At 64.1% G+C, this 16,336-nt stretch carries 19 protein-coding genes and 2 pseudogenes; 18 read left to right on the forward strand and 3 right to left on the reverse strand.

Annotation, left to right across the window (positions count from 1 at the left end):
* Positions 1–3 precede the first annotated feature (3 nt).
* From V9L17_RS10260 to V9L17_RS21305, 5 genes and pseudogenes are all read left to right on the forward strand, one after another.
* Positions 4–627, forward strand: coding sequence for a TetR/AcrR family transcriptional regulator (locus V9L17_RS10260; RefSeq protein WP_337351351.1), 624 nt, complete (start codon positions 4–6; stop codon positions 625–627).
* 86 nt (positions 628–713) lie between these two features.
* A pseudogene (locus tag V9L17_RS10265) lies at positions 714–1,028 on the forward strand (YnfA family protein); the annotation flags it as partial.
* Between the two features lie 167 nt (positions 1,029–1,195).
* On the forward strand, positions 1,196–2,890 hold the full coding sequence (locus V9L17_RS10270; RefSeq protein WP_337351352.1) for a SulP family inorganic anion transporter: 1,695 nt from the start codon (positions 1,196–1,198) through the stop codon (positions 2,888–2,890).
* A gap of 35 nt (positions 2,891–2,925) precedes the next feature.
* Positions 2,926–3,045 (forward strand): glycerate kinase, encoded by a 120-nt coding sequence (locus V9L17_RS10275; protein ID WP_337351353.1) that lies wholly within the window; start codon positions 2,926–2,928, stop codon positions 3,043–3,045.
* An 85-nt stretch (positions 3,046–3,130) separates the two neighbouring features.
* Positions 3,131–3,247: pseudogene (locus V9L17_RS21305) on the forward strand (glycerate kinase); the annotation flags it as partial.
* A gap of 222 nt (positions 3,248–3,469) precedes the next feature.
* Here the strand turns inward: V9L17_RS21305 and V9L17_RS10280 are convergent.
* Positions 3,470–3,877, reverse strand: coding sequence for a DUF302 domain-containing protein (locus V9L17_RS10280; protein ID WP_337351354.1), 408 nt, complete (start codon positions 3,875–3,877; stop codon positions 3,470–3,472).
* 34 nt (positions 3,878–3,911) lie between these two features.
* Positions 3,912–4,169 carry a metal-sensitive transcriptional regulator gene (locus V9L17_RS10285; protein ID WP_337351355.1) on the reverse strand — a complete coding sequence of 86 codons (258 nt, stop codon included), beginning with the start codon at positions 4,167–4,169 and terminating at the stop codon, positions 3,912–3,914.
* A gap of 122 nt (positions 4,170–4,291) precedes the next feature.
* Here V9L17_RS10285 and V9L17_RS10290 point away from each other — a divergent pair, with 122 nt between their 5' ends.
* From V9L17_RS10290 to V9L17_RS10340, 11 genes are all read left to right on the forward strand, one after another.
* The gene (locus V9L17_RS10290) at positions 4,292–4,927 is read left to right on the forward strand and encodes a rhodanese-like domain-containing protein (RefSeq protein WP_337351356.1); all 636 of its coding nucleotides are present in this window, start codon (positions 4,292–4,294) and stop codon (positions 4,925–4,927) included.
* Entirely contained in the window at positions 4,924–5,823 is a 900-nt protein-coding gene (locus tag V9L17_RS10295; RefSeq protein ID WP_337351357.1) for a sulfite exporter TauE/SafE family protein, read from the forward strand. Before V9L17_RS10290 ends, V9L17_RS10295 begins: the two co-directional genes overlap by 4 nt.
* 32 nt (positions 5,824–5,855) lie before the next feature.
* Complete coding sequence (locus tag V9L17_RS10300; protein ID WP_337351358.1) at positions 5,856–6,197, forward strand: rhodanese-like domain-containing protein; 342 nt, start codon at positions 5,856–5,858, stop codon at positions 6,195–6,197.
* Between the two features lie 32 nt (positions 6,198–6,229).
* Complete coding sequence (locus tag V9L17_RS10305; protein WP_337351359.1) at positions 6,230–6,526, forward strand: rhodanese-like domain-containing protein; 297 nt, start codon at positions 6,230–6,232, stop codon at positions 6,524–6,526.
* Positions 6,527–6,581: 55 nt separating this feature from the next.
* Positions 6,582–6,944, forward strand: a complete 363-nt coding sequence (trxA, locus tag V9L17_RS10310) for a thioredoxin (protein ID WP_337351360.1) — start codon at positions 6,582–6,584, stop codon at positions 6,942–6,944.
* A gap of 123 nt (positions 6,945–7,067) precedes the next feature.
* Positions 7,068–8,477 (forward strand): MBL fold metallo-hydrolase, encoded by a 1,410-nt coding sequence (locus tag V9L17_RS10315; RefSeq protein ID WP_337351361.1) that lies wholly within the window; start codon positions 7,068–7,070, stop codon positions 8,475–8,477.
* A 160-nt stretch (positions 8,478–8,637) separates the two neighbouring features.
* Positions 8,638–8,883 carry an SHOCT domain-containing protein gene (locus V9L17_RS10320; protein ID WP_337351362.1) on the forward strand — a complete coding sequence of 82 codons (246 nt, stop codon included), beginning with the start codon at positions 8,638–8,640 and terminating at the stop codon, positions 8,881–8,883.
* A complete protein-coding gene (locus V9L17_RS10325; protein WP_337351363.1) occupies positions 8,883–10,352 on the forward strand; it encodes a multicopper oxidase family protein in 1,470 nt (489 codons plus the stop codon). Before V9L17_RS10320 ends, V9L17_RS10325 begins: the two co-directional genes overlap by 1 nt.
* Before the next feature lie 262 nt (positions 10,353–10,614).
* Positions 10,615–10,941: a PLDc N-terminal domain-containing protein gene (locus V9L17_RS10330; protein WP_337351364.1), complete on the forward strand. Its 327-nt coding sequence runs from the start codon at positions 10,615–10,617 to the stop codon at positions 10,939–10,941.
* Positions 10,938–11,867: an ABC transporter ATP-binding protein gene (locus tag V9L17_RS10335; RefSeq protein ID WP_337351365.1), complete on the forward strand. Its 930-nt coding sequence runs from the start codon at positions 10,938–10,940 to the stop codon at positions 11,865–11,867. The genes V9L17_RS10330 and V9L17_RS10335 overlap by 4 nt, the downstream gene beginning before the upstream one ends.
* Positions 11,864–12,628, forward strand: a complete 765-nt coding sequence (locus V9L17_RS10340; RefSeq protein ID WP_337351366.1) for an ABC transporter permease — start codon at positions 11,864–11,866, stop codon at positions 12,626–12,628. Before V9L17_RS10335 ends, V9L17_RS10340 begins: the two co-directional genes overlap by 4 nt.
* Positions 12,629–12,681: 53 nt before the next feature.
* Here V9L17_RS10340 and V9L17_RS10345 read toward each other — a convergent pair whose 3' ends face one another.
* A complete protein-coding gene (locus tag V9L17_RS10345; RefSeq protein WP_337351367.1) occupies positions 12,682–13,140 on the reverse strand; it encodes a DUF1003 domain-containing protein in 459 nt (152 codons plus the stop codon).
* Positions 13,141–13,288: 148 nt separating this feature from the next.
* Here V9L17_RS10345 and V9L17_RS10350 point away from each other — a divergent pair, with 148 nt between their 5' ends.
* Complete coding sequence (locus V9L17_RS10350) at positions 13,289–13,618, forward strand: DUF3040 domain-containing protein (protein WP_337351368.1); 330 nt, start codon at positions 13,289–13,291, stop codon at positions 13,616–13,618.
* Positions 13,619–16,336 (forward strand): HAD-IC family P-type ATPase, encoded by a 2,718-nt coding sequence (locus tag V9L17_RS10355; protein WP_337351369.1) that lies wholly within the window; start codon positions 13,619–13,621, stop codon positions 16,334–16,336.

Genomic DNA, 16,336 nt, shown 5'->3' on the forward strand with positions numbered 1-16,336 from the left:
ACAATGTCAGCTTTTCCGGCCCCGGTGCGTACCACGCACCGGGGCCCCGGCCGCCCGCGCAACGATGAGCTCGACGGTCAAGTCCTCACAGCGGTCCTGGAGCTCATCGACGAGCAAGAGGACGTGACCGCAGCCCGCATCGTGCAGCGCAGCGGGGTCAGCCGCGCCGCGCTCTACAGGCGATGGCCGGCCCTCACCACCCTCATCGCCGCCGCCCTCGACGTGGGCCGAGAGGTCCCTCCAGCCATCCCGACAGACGGGAACCTCCGTGGGGCCATCTTCTCCGCACTGTTCGGCGCGACCGCAGAAGCCGGAGTAACGGACTACCCCGAGGAAAGATTCCGGCAGAGAATCAGGCTTGTCATGGCCGACCGCGAACTTCAGAAGGCCTACTGGTCATCCCACGTAGCGCGGCGGAGAATCCCCATCGAAGCCGCCCTTCGCTCAGGTATCGAGCAGGGCATCCTCCGGCATGACCTTGACGCCGAAGCATGCTTCGACCTCATCGCCGGCGTCTTCTACTACCAGATCGTCGTCCGGGGAGACCGCCTCGATGACGACAGAACCCGCGAACGGTGCCGGGCCGCGCTCGACGTCGCATGGCTGGGCATGCAGCCGAACAACTAAATCAGCGTTCCTCCCCCGCAGCGGGGGAACTGCCCGGCATCAGATGCACCCGGAGCGCCGGGAGGGCGGCTCGCCCCTGACCGTCAATGCCATATGAACCGGTGACTATCGCAATTACGGTTCTGTTGCTCGCCCTTGCCGCAGCGGCTGAAATCGGCGGGCGTGGCTCGTGTGGCAGTCGGTCCGTGAGGACAAAGCTCGGTGGTGGGCTGTCGTCGGAGTCCTCGCGTTGGGAGCTTACGGCTTCGTCGCGACCATGCAACCGGACGCCCATTTTGGCCGGATCCTCGCCGCTCACGGTCTTCGTGGCTGGCTCGCTGGCCTGCGGCATGGTCTTCGACGGCTTCCGGCCCGAACGGTGGAACATCGCGGGCTCCATCATCTGCCTGCTCGGAGTCGCCGCTTGGCCCGGCACCCGGCCGCTGTGCGGTCCTCAGCCGCCGCATCCGGCTGTTCGCCGCCGTGAGCGAAGACCTCCCATCGTCACTTGCGGACATCTGTCATTCCGCCGGCTGAGCCCGCCCAATTATGGATGGCGGCCAGGGTCGTGATGGGACATGATCGGAACATGCACGGATCCGGAAAGACCCCACGCTGGGCGGTCCCGCCAGCCCTGCGCGGCTACCGGATCGAGTGGCTGCGCCACGACCTGGTGGCCGGCGCCGCGCTTTTCGCGATCCTGGTCCCCGCGGGCATGGCGTACGCCCAGGCCGCCGGACTTCCACCGGTGACCGGGCTGTACGCGACGGTAGTGCCCCTGCTTGTCTATGCAGCCGTCGGCCCATCGCGTGTCCTGGTGCTGGGGCCGGATTCCGCACTCGCTCCGATGATCGTTGCGGCGTTGGTTCCCTTGGCAGCGGCCAACGAACAGAGATCCGTGGCCCTGGCGGGCCTCCTGGCCATACTGATCGGTGTCATTTTGATGTTCGGTTCGGCACTGAGGCTGGGTATCGTCACCGGACTGTTGTCGAAGCCCATCCGGCTTGGATATCTCAACGGCATTGCGTTGCTGGTGGCAGTGTCCCAGCTTCCCACGCTCCTGGGGATCTCTGTGGAGGGCGGCACGCCCTGGGATAAACTCGTCGCCGCCGTCCCGAAGGTGCTCGCCGGCGAAACCAATTTGACGGCACTACTGCTCGGAGTGGTCTCGCTGGCGCTCATCTGGGTACCCCGTTGGCTGAAATGGAAGATTCCGGGCGTGCTCATCGCGGTTGTTGTATCCTGCATCGCAGTGGCCCTGCTGGGTCTCCACGAGCGTTTGAAAGTCACCGGGGCCCTCCCGCAGGGGCTCCCAGCCCCGGCCCTCGGTGGAATTGGCTGGGCCGACGTCCTGGCTCTGCTGCCCGCCGCCGCAGCGATCGCCCTCATCGTCTTCGTTGATACCGGAACCCTGTCCCAATCCCTGGCGGCCGCAGAGGATGGCAAGGTATCCGGCAACCATGAAATGGCAGCCTTGGGTGCGGCGAACGCCGCCAGTGGGCTCCTGGGTGGCTTCCCGGTATCGGCCAGCACGTCCCGCACGCCAGTGGCAGTCCAGTCCGGCGCGAAAACCCAGCTCACAGGGGCCACGGGCGCCGTCCTCGTGCTCGCCTTCATGCTCGTGGCGCCCGGAGTCACAGAATTCCTGCCCGCCACAACCCTTGCCGCCATTGTCATCGCCGCAGCCGCAGCAATTGCCGACCCGGCCGGTGTGCGACGGCTCCTCAGCATGAGCCGCAGCGAATCGTTGGTGATGCTCGCTGCATTCCTGGGGATCACCATACTGGGCGTCCTCGCGGGCATCGCCGTTGCCATCGGTCTGGCAATCCTGGACTTCCTACGGCGGGCCTGGGACCCCTACCGGACTGAGCTGGTGGACGTGCCTGGGGTACCGGGTTACCACGACGTGAGCCGTCATCCGGAAGGGGAACGCATCCCCGGCTTGCTAATCCTGCGCTTCGACGCACCGCTGTTCTTCGGCAACGGAGCCTTGCTGGGGTCCTTCGTGCGCAACGAATTGGACCAGGCTGCGGACGGCACAGAACGCGTGGTGCTGGCGGCAGAACCAGTGACGGGAATCGACACGACTGCACTGGACGAGTTGGTGCAGCTTGATGAATGGCTGGACCGGCACGGGGTAGACCTGGTGTTCGCCGAGCTCAAAGGCCCGGTCAAAGACAGACTGCTGCGGTACGGCATGGGCGCCCGCTTCTCTCCCGAACATTTCTACCCAACCGTGAGCGAAGCAGTAAGGGCGTTCCAACGGCAAGATGGGATGGAGTAGGGAAACGGTTATCCGATACCAGAATCCCCAACACTGTGATCATTCTGGCAACCGACGTCACCAATCCCCTCCATGGGCCCAACGGTGCCGCCGCCGTCTACGGCCCTCAAAAGGGCGCAAACGAGGAAGACGTCAAGTTCTCGACTGGGAACTGAGCCATTTCGCCTCGAAAATCTCACCAGAGGTGCCCATTACTCTGGGGCCGGTGCGGCTGGCGGCATCGGTTACGCCGCACTTGCCGTGCTGGGAGCCACCGCACGCCCCGGCATCGAGCTCGTCCTGGAGATGCTGGACTTTGAAAGGCATCTAGCGGGAGCCGATCTTGGCATCACGGGCGAAGCTGGACTTGACGACAAGAGCTTCCAGGGAAAAGCGCCCGCAGGAGTGCTGGCAGCTGCTGCCCGGCGCAATCGTCCCCGCCAGTATCGAAGCGGATTAAGCCTTGATTCCGGACCGGATGATGGCATCGGCGGCTCTACGCACTCTGGCCCGGGACAAATTCACCCACCCCGGCCTTGGCGGTTGCGAAGTGCCCTGCCCGTTCCTGAGCGTGAATCTGCACATCCGATCCTTGTTTCGTTAGTTGCTCATGGCGGCCAGAATCTTGCGCAGGCGGCTGCCGGCTTCGTCTGCGACCTCTTTGACAGCCGGCGAAGGGCTGAGCTGGACCATGGTCTGCGGATCGATGGCCTCGATGGTGGTGACTTCTGCGTCTTTGTTGCGGCGGACAATGACGTTACAGGGCAGGAGCGCGCCCATTTCAGGCTCTGCGGCAAGGGCACGGCTGGCCAGGGCGGGGTTGCAGGCACCAAGGATGACGTAGTCGCCGACGGCGTCAGCGGCTTCGGTTCCAAGCTTGGCCTCGAAGGTGGAGCGAACGTTGATCTCGGTAAGGATTCCGAACCCTTGGGCCGACAGGGCATCCCGTGTGCGGTCCAGGGCTTCGGCCCACGGAAGAGTAGTGGTCGTACTGAGTGTGTACGTCATGGTTCTCCTTGGTGCAGCTCGAATGTCGGACTAATCAGGCGAGGGAGAGGAAGAGCTTTTCCAGGTCTTTCCTGTCCATCGATGTGTCCTTCTGGACAATGCACTGCTCCAGGCCCGTGGCGATGATGGCGAACCCGGCCCGGTCGAGCGCTTTGGAAACGGCCGCGAGTTGGGTAACGACGTCCTTGCAGTCCCGGCCTTCTTCAAGCATGCGCGTGACAGCGGCCAGCTGGCCCTGGGCACGCTTGAGCCGGTTGATCACGGGCGTCAGTTCTGAGGGATTGAGTTCCAAGGGTTATCTCCAAATGTCGGTGGCGTGCCTCCATTCTATACCCCCCAGGGTGTTTTGCGTACCCCCCGGGGTATATGCGATACTCGGTGGGGTATCCACCTTTCCCCAACGAGAGGCCAGCAATGACTTCCCCTTCCACGGCACCGGCCGTTACCGCCCTTGATCCAGAGGCCCTGCGCAGTTGGATCGTTGAGCACCAGGACCTTGTCGTGATCGATGTCCGCTCCGCCGCAGAATTCGAATCCCTGCATATCCGCGGCTCCTACAACGTGCCCCTGCCGCTCCTGTCCGAGCACACGGACGAACTCGCCGCCCGCTTGGGCTCCCGCGTGGTCCTGGTCTGCCAGTCCGGAACCCGCGCAGAGCAGGCCCGCCAGCGCCTTGCCAAGTCCGGGATCGACTCCACCTACGTCCTGACCGGCGGTGCACCCGGCTTCGCTGCCGCGGGCGGCGACGTGGTCAGGGGCAAGGACCGCTGGGACCTGGAGCGCCAGGTCCGCCTCGCCGCAGGCTCCCTGGTGGTCCTGGGCCTGGCCGGCGGCAAGTTTGTCTCCCCGAAGATCCGCATGCTCGCCGGCGCCATCGGCACCGGCCTCACCTTCTCCGCAGCCACTAATACCTGCGTCATGGGCCAGGCCCTCTCTGCAATGCCGTGGAACAAGGCTGCCAAGGAACCCACCCGCGAAAGCGCCATCCTGACCCTGCCTGTCGCCGACGCCCCCGCCGCTGATGCATGGGAGGAGGCCAAGGCCTCATGACCGCCATCCTGATCCTGGTCCTTGCCCTGTCGGTGGTCATCGGACTCTCACTCGGTGTCCTGGGCGGCGGCGGATCGATCCTGACCGTCCCGATCCTGGTCTACGTCGCCGGGTTCGAGGCCAAGGATGCCATCGCAGCATCACTGTTCGTTGTCGGCGTCACCTCCGCCGTGAGCGTACTCAGCCACGCCAGAGGAGGCAGGGTGATGTGGCGGACGGGCCTGATCTTCGGCGCCGCGGGCATGGTCGGCGCATTCGTCGGCGGCCTCCTGGGCGGGCATATCCCCGGCCAGATCCTGCTCATCGCTTTCGCCATCATGATGGTGGCCACCTCCGTGGCCATGCTTCGGGGACGAAAAAAGAAGAAGAACGACGGCGCCCCGCCTGTCAGGCATGAACTCCCCCTTGGCAGGGTGCTGCTGGACGGCGCCGTCGTCGGGCTCGTGACCGGCCTGGTCGGTGCGGGCGGCGGATTCCTCGTGGTCCCGGCCCTTGCACTCCTGGGCGGCCTGCCGATGTCCGTGGCCGTGGGTACCTCCCTGGTGGTCATCGCCATGAAGTCCTTCGCAGGACTCGCCGGTTACCTCACCACGGTGCAGCTCGACTGGGGCATCATCCTCGGCGTGACGGCCGCCGCCATCGTGGGCACCCTTGCCGGTTCCAAGCTCGCCGGCCGTATCCCGGAAGCTGCCCTTCGCAAGGCCTTCGGCTGGTTTGTCCTGGCGATGGGAACCTTTGTCCTCATCCAGCAGGCACCGGCCGACCTGCGGTGGTTAATCGCCGCCGGAGTCGCGGCCCTCACGGCTGGCACCGCCGGAATCTGCTGGTTCCTCATCAGCTCCTGCCCCCTGCGCAACCGCGTCGGTCGCCGCAACAGCGTTCCCTCACCCGCCTGACCCGCCACGCACCACCCACTAAGGAGAACACCATGGGCATCATCAGCTCCCTGAAGAAGGCCTTCAGCAAGCCCTACAAAACAGTCTCAGTCGCTGAGGCAAGGGACCTCCTGTCCTCAGGCGCCTCGCTGATAGACGTCCGTTCCGCCCAGGAATGGCGCTCCGGCCGGGCACCCCAGGCCAAGCACATCCCGCTGGACCGGCTGCAAACCAGCACCGCCGGAATCCCGAAAAGCCGGCCCGTGATCGCGATGTGCCAGTCCGGGGTCCGTTCCGCTTCTGCGGCCCGACTCCTCGCTAGCCAGGGTTACGAGGCATATTCCCTGCGCGGCGGCTTGGGCGCATGGCGGCAGGCCGGAGAACCCGTCCGCTAACAACAGCCCGGACTATGTCGAAGGAGAATCCCATGGCTGAAATCACCGTCATCGAAGCCGAGCAGCGGCGCTCCACCGCCCGCATCCTCGATGTCCGCGAGGACTTCGAAGTTGCCGAAGGCATGATCCCCGGCGCCCTCCACATCCCCATGGCCCAGCTACAGGCACGCCTGTCCGAACTGAACCCCGCCGTGCCCGTCATTGCGGTCTGCCGCAGCGGCAACCGCAGTGCCGCCGTGGCCGATGCACTCAACGGTGCCGGCTTTTCGGCCGACACCATGGCCGGAGGCATGATCGCCTGGACCCGCGCCGGCCTCCCCACCACCTGACCCGCACTCCCGCCACAAACCACCCAAGACAACGCCCGAAAGGACACGAAAGACGATGGCAACCATCGACATTACCCAACAAAACTTCGCCGGGACTCTGGAGAATAACGAGATCCTCTTCGTTGACTTCTGGGCAGCATGGTGCGGCCCCTGCCGCATGTTCGCCCCTACCTACGAAAACGCCGCAGAACGGCACCCAGACATCACGTTCGCTAAGGTGGACACCGAAGCAGAACAGGCCCTCGCCGCAGCGGCGAACATCACGTCCATCCCCACACTGATGGCCTTCAAGGACAGGACGCTGGTCTTCTCCCAGCCCGGAGCCCTCACCGCCACCGGCCTGGAAGAGGTCATCCAGGCCGTAAAGAACCTGGACATGGACAAACTCCGCGCCGACGCTGCACAGCAACAGCCCTGACACCCACAGCCAAAAGCAAGCTGGAACGTCCGTCGCTTCGGAATACCCCCCAGGGTATTCGCGTTGGAACTAGAGAGAACGACAAAACTACCCCCCGTCCATTATCCGAAGGAGATCACCCAGATGCTTATCGAACGCATTTACGACGAAGACCTCGCCCAGGCCAGCTATCTGATCGGCTGCCAGGCCAACGGCACCGCCGTGGTTGTTGACGGCCGGCGGGACATCGCCGTCTACCAGCAGCTAGCCGAGAAGAACGGCATGAAGATCGTGGCCGTCACCGAAACCCACATCCACGCCGACTACCTCTCCGGCACGCGCGAACTCGCCGCCGCGACCGGCGCGACGATCTACCTTTCGGGCGAAGGAGGCCCGGACTGGCAGTACGGATTCGACGGCAAACGGCTATACCACGGCGACAAGTTCAGCATCGGCAACATCACCGTCCAGGCTGTGCACACCCCGGGCCACACCCCCGAACACCTCTCGTTCCTGGTCACCGACGGCGCGTTCAGCGACCAGCCCGGCTACCTGCTCTCCGGCGACTTCGTTTTCTCCGGCGACCTGGGCCGGCCGGACCTGCTCGACGAGGCAGCCGGCGGCGTCGACACCCGCTTCGAAGGCGCCAAGCAGCTCTTCGCCAGCCTGCGGGACAAGTTCCTGACCCTGCCGGACTACGTCCAGGTCCACCCCGCCCACGGCGCCGGCAGCGCCTGCGGCAAGGCCCTTGGAGCCATCCCCTCCTCCACGGTCGGCTACGAGCGCCTCTTCGCTTGGTGGGGCCCCTATCTCGCCGCGAACGACGAGCAGGGCTTCATCAACGAACTCCTCGACGGCCAGCCCGATGCGCACGCCTACTTCGGCCGGATGAAGCGGGAAAACCGGGAAGGCCCAGCCATCATGGGTGACCGGACCCCGCTGCCCGAGCTCGCAATCGGCACTGTTGCTGCAGGCCTGGCAGAGGACACGTTGACCTTTATCGACACCCGCCACAGCAGCGAGGTCCACGAAGGCTCGGTAGCCCGTTCCTTGAACGTGCCGGCCGGGAAGTCCGTGGCAAGCTACGGCGCGTGGGTAGTGAACCCGGGGACCGACAAAAACCCGCTGGTGCTCCTGGCCCAAGACCAGAAAACCGCGCAGGACATGTGGGACCACCTGGTACGCGTCGGCATCGACAACGTCGCCGGCTACGTCACCAGCATCGAAGGACTCCCCACCTTCACGCCGAAGCTGATCGAACCCCGGGAACTCGACGAATTCGATCCCGCCATGGTGGTCGATATCCGCAACAAGACCGAGCACACCGCCGGGCACATCCCGAACTCCTACCAGCTCAGCGGCGGCCGCCTCATGTGGCGCCTCGATGAGCTTCCCGCCGAGGGTGCCATCGTGACTTATTGCCAGAGCGGCGTCCGGAACTCCGTTGCCGCCAGTGCCCTGCGCCGGGCCGGGTACGACGTCGTCGAACTGGACGGCAGCTACGTCGCCTGGACCGCTTGGCAGCAGGCTCGGCAATCCGTTTCCAGCAGCTAGGCAACGCAGCCCTGAAGGACAGCCGAACGGGCGGTTGGGAACGATCTCGGCTGAGCGGCAAGTCCGTAGAACCTGCTCCAAGGACTACGGACCCTACAGGTTCGTCGACACAGGAACCAGAATCGAACTAAGGCAGGTCGAGAGGCGAAAGGTACCGGTCATGATGTGGGGATACGGTCAAGGCATGGGTTGGACATGGCTCTGGGGCCTCCTCCTGCTGATAGGGATCGCTTTGCTGGTAACACTCGCGGTTCGCCTGTTTTTCGGCGGTGTGGGTCGCGGACACGACAACTCCGCAATGGGAAGGAGCCGGGCACGGCAGATCCTCGACGAACGCTTCGCGGCAGGAGAGCTGACGGCGGATCAGTATCGCGAACACCTCCGAGTCCTCGGGGAGGGCCCGTAGTGCGGCCCATCAGCCGCCGGAACGCGCTGCTGCTCGCTGGTCTTGGCGTCGCAGGAACAGCGGCGGGAGGGGCGGGCCTGGTGTGGACACTGACGGCCCGGCCTCCCTCCATCGCCGAAGGCGAATTGACGGAACCGCTTGAGCATCGCAGCATCGACGGCCGGCTCCAGGTTCGGCTCGAAGCCGCCCATGGACAGATACGCCTCGGCGGCCAGTTGGCGGCGGCCCTTGGCTATAACGGTACGGTTCCTGGCCCAACCCTGCGCCTGAAGGCCGGCGACGTCGTCAACCTTGAACTCGTGAACAACCTCGATCAGGTCACGAACCTGCATGTGCACGGCCTCCATGTGTCCCCCCAGGGCAATGGGGACAATGTCTTTGTCTCCGTCGATCCCGGCTCGTCCTTCGACTACGAGTACCGGCTTCCACCGGATCATCCCCCTGGCGTGTATTGGTACCACCCCCACCACCACGGCCGGGTCGCTGATCAGATTTTTTCCGGCCTCTTCGGGGCGATTATCATCGAGGATCCGGAGCCGACGGCGGCGACGCGGGAGCGTGTGTTGGTGGTTTCTGATACTACGTTGGATGGGTTCGGGAACATCCTGCCGGCCACGGACATGGACCGGATGATGGGCCGCGAAGGGGAACTCCTCCTGGTGAACGGCCAAAGCAATCCGCAGTTCAGCGCCCGCCCTGGGGAACGGGAAAGATGGCGCGTCATCAACGCGTGCGTCGCCCGCTACTTACGGCTGCGGCTCGAAGGGCAGCAAATGCAGCTCCTCGGCATGGACCTCGGCCGCTTCCGGAACCCGGAAAAATTGGACGAAATCGTTCTAACTCCGGGGAACCGGGCAGACCTCCTTGTCACCACAGCAACCGGGGATTCTGTCCTGCGCGCCATCTACCAGGATCGCGGAAGCATGTCAGCGATGATGGGTCCGCAGTTCGGACCGGCGGACCCGGCAAACGGGCCGGACGGCGCCGCGTTGGCCACTCTCCACGTCTCAGGCGAACCTGCGCCATCCCTGGCAGACATGCCTGCCCTTGGGGAAATGGACGACCTGCGATCATCCGCCGTGGCTGCACGCCGGCAGCTGGTACTTACAGCTGACATGGGCATGGCCATGGGCGGTGCAGGCATGATGCGCTTCACCATTAACGGTAGGGAATTTAACGACGCATGGACGGACACTACTGTTGCTGCCGGTTCCGTAGAGGAATGGACACTGACCAACCGCAGCCCAATGGACCACCCCTTCCACCTGCACGTATGGCCCATGCAGATCATCGAGGAAAACGGCAAGGCCGTGGATTCCCTCCTCTGGCAGGACGTAGTGAACGTACCTGCGAATGGGCGGGTGACGGTACGGATTGCGTTCGAGGACTTCCGCGGGCGCTCGGTCTACCACTGCCACATCCTGGACCACGAGGACCTCGGAATGATGGGCGTCATCGCGGTAGTGTGACGATTCGCAAGGACTGCAGCGGGCATCTAACAAAGACGTTCACCGGTGGGAGGCGCGGATACAGTGACGCTCTTCCGCGCGGGTTTCCTATAGATGCCGAAGGCCCACGATGCTGCTGTCCGCAGGTGCCACTTTCAGGCGGGGGACCAAAGGCTCTGTCGCCAGAATGCCTCGCGGATGACGCTTTGAAGAGGATGGGATTTCGGTGAAGGGGAAGAAACCATGATTGCCAACACTGCAACGAGACCGGGGGCGGCGGAGAATGATCACTGATTTGTCGGCTCTCCCCACCGGCGTGCTGGTGGCTATAGGGATCCTGGTATCCGCCGCGCTGGTGCTGGACGCAATTGCCCTGATCGACCTTTACCGGCGGCCTGCCGAACTGGTTGCCTTCGCCAATAGATGGATTTGGCTTGTGCTGATCCTCGTTTTGAACGTGCTTGGCCCGGTTCTGTACCTCCTGATTGGCCGCAAGGCCGCCTCCCCGCCGGAGGGCCCGGTCATGACGGGCAGCGATTCGAAGCAAACCGGGGCCGTTGATGTGGCTGGCAAACTCTACGGTCCCCCGGACCAGCCCTTCCGACATTGAACGCGGCCATCGAAGCCGTCGGGCTCACCAAGTCCTTCGGAGAGAAACGGGCCCTCGATGCGGTCAACCTTAGCGTCGAGGAGGGCTCCATTTTTGGGTTCCTGGGCCCGAACGGTGCCGGAAAGACCACCATGCTTCGGCTCCTGAGCGGACTGGCCAGGCCTACTTCTGGATCGCTCCTGGTGCTGGGACACGCCATGGACTCAGCCGACAACGCAGTCCGGGCCAGGGTCGGCTTCCTCCCGGACGTTCCCGCGTTCTACAACTGGATGACCGCCGGTGAAACCATGCGGCTTGCGGGAAGGCTGCATGGAATGAACGGTAGGCAGCTGAACGATCGGGTGGACTTGCTGCTGGACATGGCGGGACTCGGACAGGTGGGCACGCACGTAGGGGAATACTCGCGCGGAATGCGGCAGCGCCTGGGGGTCGCGCAAGCCCTCATCAACGCTCCGCAGCTGCTGCTGCTGGACGAACCCACGGGCGCACTTGATCCCATAGGACGCAAAGACGTCCTGGAACTGATCGCATCGCTGCGGGGCCGCACCACAGTTTTTTTCTCCACCCACATCCTCGGCGATGCTGAGCGAATCTGCGACTCGGTCGCCATCCTCGATCGAGGCCAGGTGGTGGCCCAGGCGCCAATCGAGGAGATGAAGGAACGCTACTCGAAGCAGAAGATCGTCGTCGAAGTCACCCACGGCGCCGACATACTCGCTGCGGCTATCTCCCACTGCGGCTGGGCGATAGCGGTCACGCACCGAGCGCACGACGTCCTGGAAGTCGCCGTCAGTGATCTTGGAGCCGCCCAGCACGCGATCCCTGCCATGATCAGCCGCCAAGGGACGGGCCTGGCACGTCTGGAGGTCAAAGAGATGGATCTCGAAGAGGTCTTCGTGCAACTCGTCGGGGGTGGCCGGACATGAACGGATACCTCGTGTTCGCCCACAAGGAGGCCCTTGAAATAGTCCGCACCTGGCGCATCTGGGTGTTGCCGTCGATCGTCCTCTTCTTCGCACTTACCGGGCCACCGCTCGCGCGTTTCACTCCCGAGCTCATCAACGCCCTGGCCGGCGAGCAGCTTGGACAGTTCAAGATACCGCCACCCACGTACCTCGACGCTTACGCGCAATGGATCAAGAACCTGCAGCAAATCGTGCTGTTCGCACTCATCATCATCTACGGCGGACTCATCTCAACCGAAATCCGGAGCGGCACGGCTGCCTTCGTCCTCACCAAACCTCTGTCCCGGGCGGCGTTTGTCATCATCAAGGCCATTGTTCATACCGCGTTCCTGGCGTTGACCCTCACGGCAGGAACGCTCGTCACCTGGGGCGTGACACTTGCCGTATTCAGGGATGCGCCAGCTTCCGCGCTGTGGAAGTCCGCACTTCTCTGGCTGGTGTTCGGCGTGTTTTTCATCGCTCTCATGACGGCGCTGTCCGTGATGATTCCCGCCCCTGCGGGGGCAGCCGGTGCCGGGCTCGGTGCCTATGCCTTGTTGTCGGTCGGAGCCATCTGGGAACCGCTCCGCACTTACTCCCCGGCGGGCATCACCGGCCAGGCAACGTCGCTGGCCGCCGGCACCGAAACTGCCTCACCGCTGTGGATGGTGACGACTTCGGTCCTGCTTTCCGTAGCCTTGGTCCTGCTGGCGGCGTCACTCTTCCGCCGCAAGGAACTGTAAGGAACGCCCATCCGCGCTGACCGCCTGCCGCTGCCCGAAGCCCGGCGAACGGTCTAAGCATCCCAGGCGGGCCGGGACGTCCCGCCGTCGTCCGTCCCTGTCACTGGGCGTTGAGCCAGCAAAGACCGGAGTTCTTCCAGCAGTTCGAGCTGCCGGCTGTTGATGGCCATGAGCCGGTCAATCTCGGTCTTGGCCTGCACATCCGTCTCATAGTCGTGCTGGGCCATCGCAGCCGCGATAGCATCCTGCCGTTTTGCGGCAATCAGCAGTATGGCACCCTGAAGACCCGCGACCATGGATAGGAAAAGGTTCAAGAGGATGAAAGGATACGGGTCCCAGGCACGCGTCGGGGATACATACGAGTTCATGGCGGCCCATACCGCCATGAACGCGAGGAACAGCCCAACGAAGGTCCAGCTGCCCATGCCATTGCGCAGGAAATCCGCCGCGCGCTCGCCCCTGGTGAGACCGGCCTTGTGCTGCACATGCCATGTGGTGTGTCGCTGATTCATGAGCCAAGCGTAAGGTCAGCCGGCCACCTCCGGGGTCAAGGAGCCAAACCCCTTCGGGACGTTCGCCCCTACCCGCGCATGACGGCCGGCATGACACTGGATAGTGACATCAGAGGCATACGTCCAATGTACGTTCAGGAGGGTACAGATGTCGCTTTCCCGGCACGAGCGTGGCCTGCTCGACGAAATTGGGCGCCAGTTGATCGAGGACGACCCGAAGCTTGCCGCGCGTTTGGGTCAACCGCCGCGGCCGGCATCCAATGGCTGGATCCTGGCAGGCGAGGTGCTGCTTACTTTGACCGGCTTTGTCATCCTGATGTCTGGAGCTGTGCTGATGTCCACGGCACTCGGCGCCGCTGGCTTCATCACCATGGCAGCCGGTGGAACACTGGCATCACGCCGGATCGGCGTTCCCCGATTCCGGTGGGTAAAGCGGCCGCCCAATCCTGAGGTGCGACACAACACCCTGGCCGAATAGATGCCGGAGATACCCCATCATGGCCTTCCGGCCCACGAAGTCGCACTCCTCCTGGAGGCCCATCCCTTCGAGGGCCTGGACCCTGACACAGTGTCCCGAAGGCGTCAGCTCTACGGACCGAACGTACTCCCGCGCTCCAAAAGGGGCGGCCTGCTCCGCAAAACAGCGCGGCAGTTCAACAACCCTCTGATCTACGTGCTGCTCGCGGCCGCAGGGGTGACAACCTACCTCGGTGAACAACTCGACACCTTTGTCATCCTTGCCGTGGTGTTGGTCAATACAGTGGTCGGGCTCGTGCAGGAGGTCCGCGCCGAGGGGGCACTGGATGCACTGCGTCACCTGGTCCAGACCCACGCGGCGGTGATCAGGGGCGGCGTGCGGCTGGAACTTCCCTCCGAAGAGTTGGTCCCGGGAGACCTCGTCCTGCTCGAAGCTGGTGACAAGGTACCCGCGGACATTCGCCTCGTCCGCCTTTGGGGCCTCAAAGTTGACGAATCGGCGTTGACCGGGGAATCCGAGGCAGTGTCCAAGGATGAAGTGGTCCTGCCCGCCGCCACACCAGTCTCGGATCGCCGAAACATGGTTTACGGAGGAACCCTCGTGACGGCCGGAAGTGGTGCCGGAATCGTGGTGGCCACCGGTGGGGAAACGGAGCTCGGTGAGATCCATCGGCTCATGGGCACCGTCAAGCCCATGGCCACTCCCCTCACCCAAAAGCTTTCACGGTTCAGTATGACGCTCACTGTTGGCATCCTGGTCCTTGCCGCGTTTGCCTTCATCGTCGGCGTGGCACGCGGCCAGCTGCCGGCGGAAATGTTCACTGCCGCCGTAGCCTTGGCGGTTGGAGCCATCCCCGAGGGCCTTCCGGCCGCCGTGACGGTCACGCTCGCCATCGGGGTTCGGCGCATGGCAAGACGGCGCGCGGTGGTCCGTCGTCTACCGGTAGTTGAAACCTTGGGCAGCACAACGGTCATCTGCTCGGACAAGACTGGAACCTTCACAGAAAACCAGATGACGGTGCGTGCCCTCTGGACTCCCTCGGCGCAGTATGAGGTATCCGGCTCCGGCTACGGCCCGGAGGGAACAATCCGCAAGCGTGAGCCCGGCCTGGAGGATGTTCAAGCCGGCATGTCTGAGGCCCTCGATGACGCAGCGCTCCGCTGGTGCCTGCTGGCGGGCGGGGCCTGCAACAACGCCACGGTCCAGTTTGAAGGGGACGTCTGGGGCGCCCGGGGTGACCCGACCGAGGCCGCGATGCTGGTGGTGGCGGGAAAAGGCGGAGTGGATATCAAGGAATTCCTGGAACGAACACCGCGGCTGGACTCCATTCCTTTCACTTCGGAGCTGCAATATATGGCCACGCTGCACGCGGCAGAGCCATGGGCGCCGGGTTCCATAGTGCTGGTCAAAGGCGGTGTCGAACGGCTGCTTGAGCTTTGCCACGGGCAGATGGACCGCGGCGGTGAAACGGTACCGGTTGAGCCCGAAACCGTGCTGCGGGCCGCCCACGCGCTCGCTGCCACTGGGCTGAGGGTACTTGCCACGGCATTGGTGCGGTTACCACCGGAGTCCGGCGTTCTCGCCGGGGCACCCATAGAACGGAACCTGGTTTTGACGGGCCTGCAGGCCATGCTCGATCCCCCGCGAAAAGCCGCCGCGGCAGCCGTTGAAGCCTGCCACGAGGCTGGCATAGCGGTGAAAATGATCACCGGGGACCATATGGGAACGGCGGTTTCCATCGCCGCGTCGGTGGGCCTGGACGGCAATCCTGAAGACGGCACCGCCGTGCTCGGCATCGACCTGGACAACAACCCCGGCGTCGAGCTCACTGCTGCCGTGGAGAAGGCAACCGTTTTCGCCCGGGTCTCCCCGGAGCAGAAGCTCCTGCTTATAGATGCGCTGCAGGCTGGCGGACATGTCGTCGCAATGACAGGCGACGGGGTCAACGACGCGCCCGCACTTCGCCAGGCGAACGTGGGGATCGCCATGGGCCGTTCGGGAACCGAAGTGGCCAAAGAGGCCTCGGACATTGTGCTGACCGATGACAACTTCGCCACCATCGAAGCGGCCGTCGAAGAGGGCCGCAACGTCTTCGACAACCTGACCAAATTCATCGTCTGGACATTGCCGACGAACATGGGGGAAGGCCTGGTCATCCTGGTGGCGATCCTTATCGGCGGGACACTCCCCATCCTGCCGACCCAGATCCTGTGGATCAATATGACTACCGCAGTAGCCCTCGGCCTGATGCTTGCCTTTGAGCCGGGGGAACCGGGACTGATGTCCCGCCCGCCCCGGAACCCGGCCCTCCCATTGCTGACCTGGGCGCTGACGCTCCGGGTCTTGCTGGTCTCAGCCCTCCTGGTTGGAGGCACTTGGTGGATCTTCGAATGGGAACTCGCAGGCGGTGCCTCCCTCCCTGAAGCGAGGACGTCAGCAGTCAACCTCTTCGTCACCGTGGAGTTGTTCTACCTGTTCAGCTGCCGTTCACTGACACGGCCGGCTTGGCGGATGGGCCCGTTCAGCAACCCCTGGGTAGTGGTTGGGGTCATCATCCAGGCTGTCGGCCAAATCGCCATCACATACTCTCCCGTAATGAACGGGCTCTTTCACACGGCCCCCATAGGCCCCGAGGCATGGCTGCGGATCTTCGGCCTCGCACTGCTCGCGTCAATGGTGGTCGCGGTGGACAAACGATTCCGGCGTCGCATTCTGTAG

This window comes from Pseudarthrobacter sp. CCNWLW207, assembly GCF_037203945.1.
Lineage (GTDB): Bacteria > Actinomycetota > Actinomycetes > Actinomycetales > Micrococcaceae > Arthrobacter.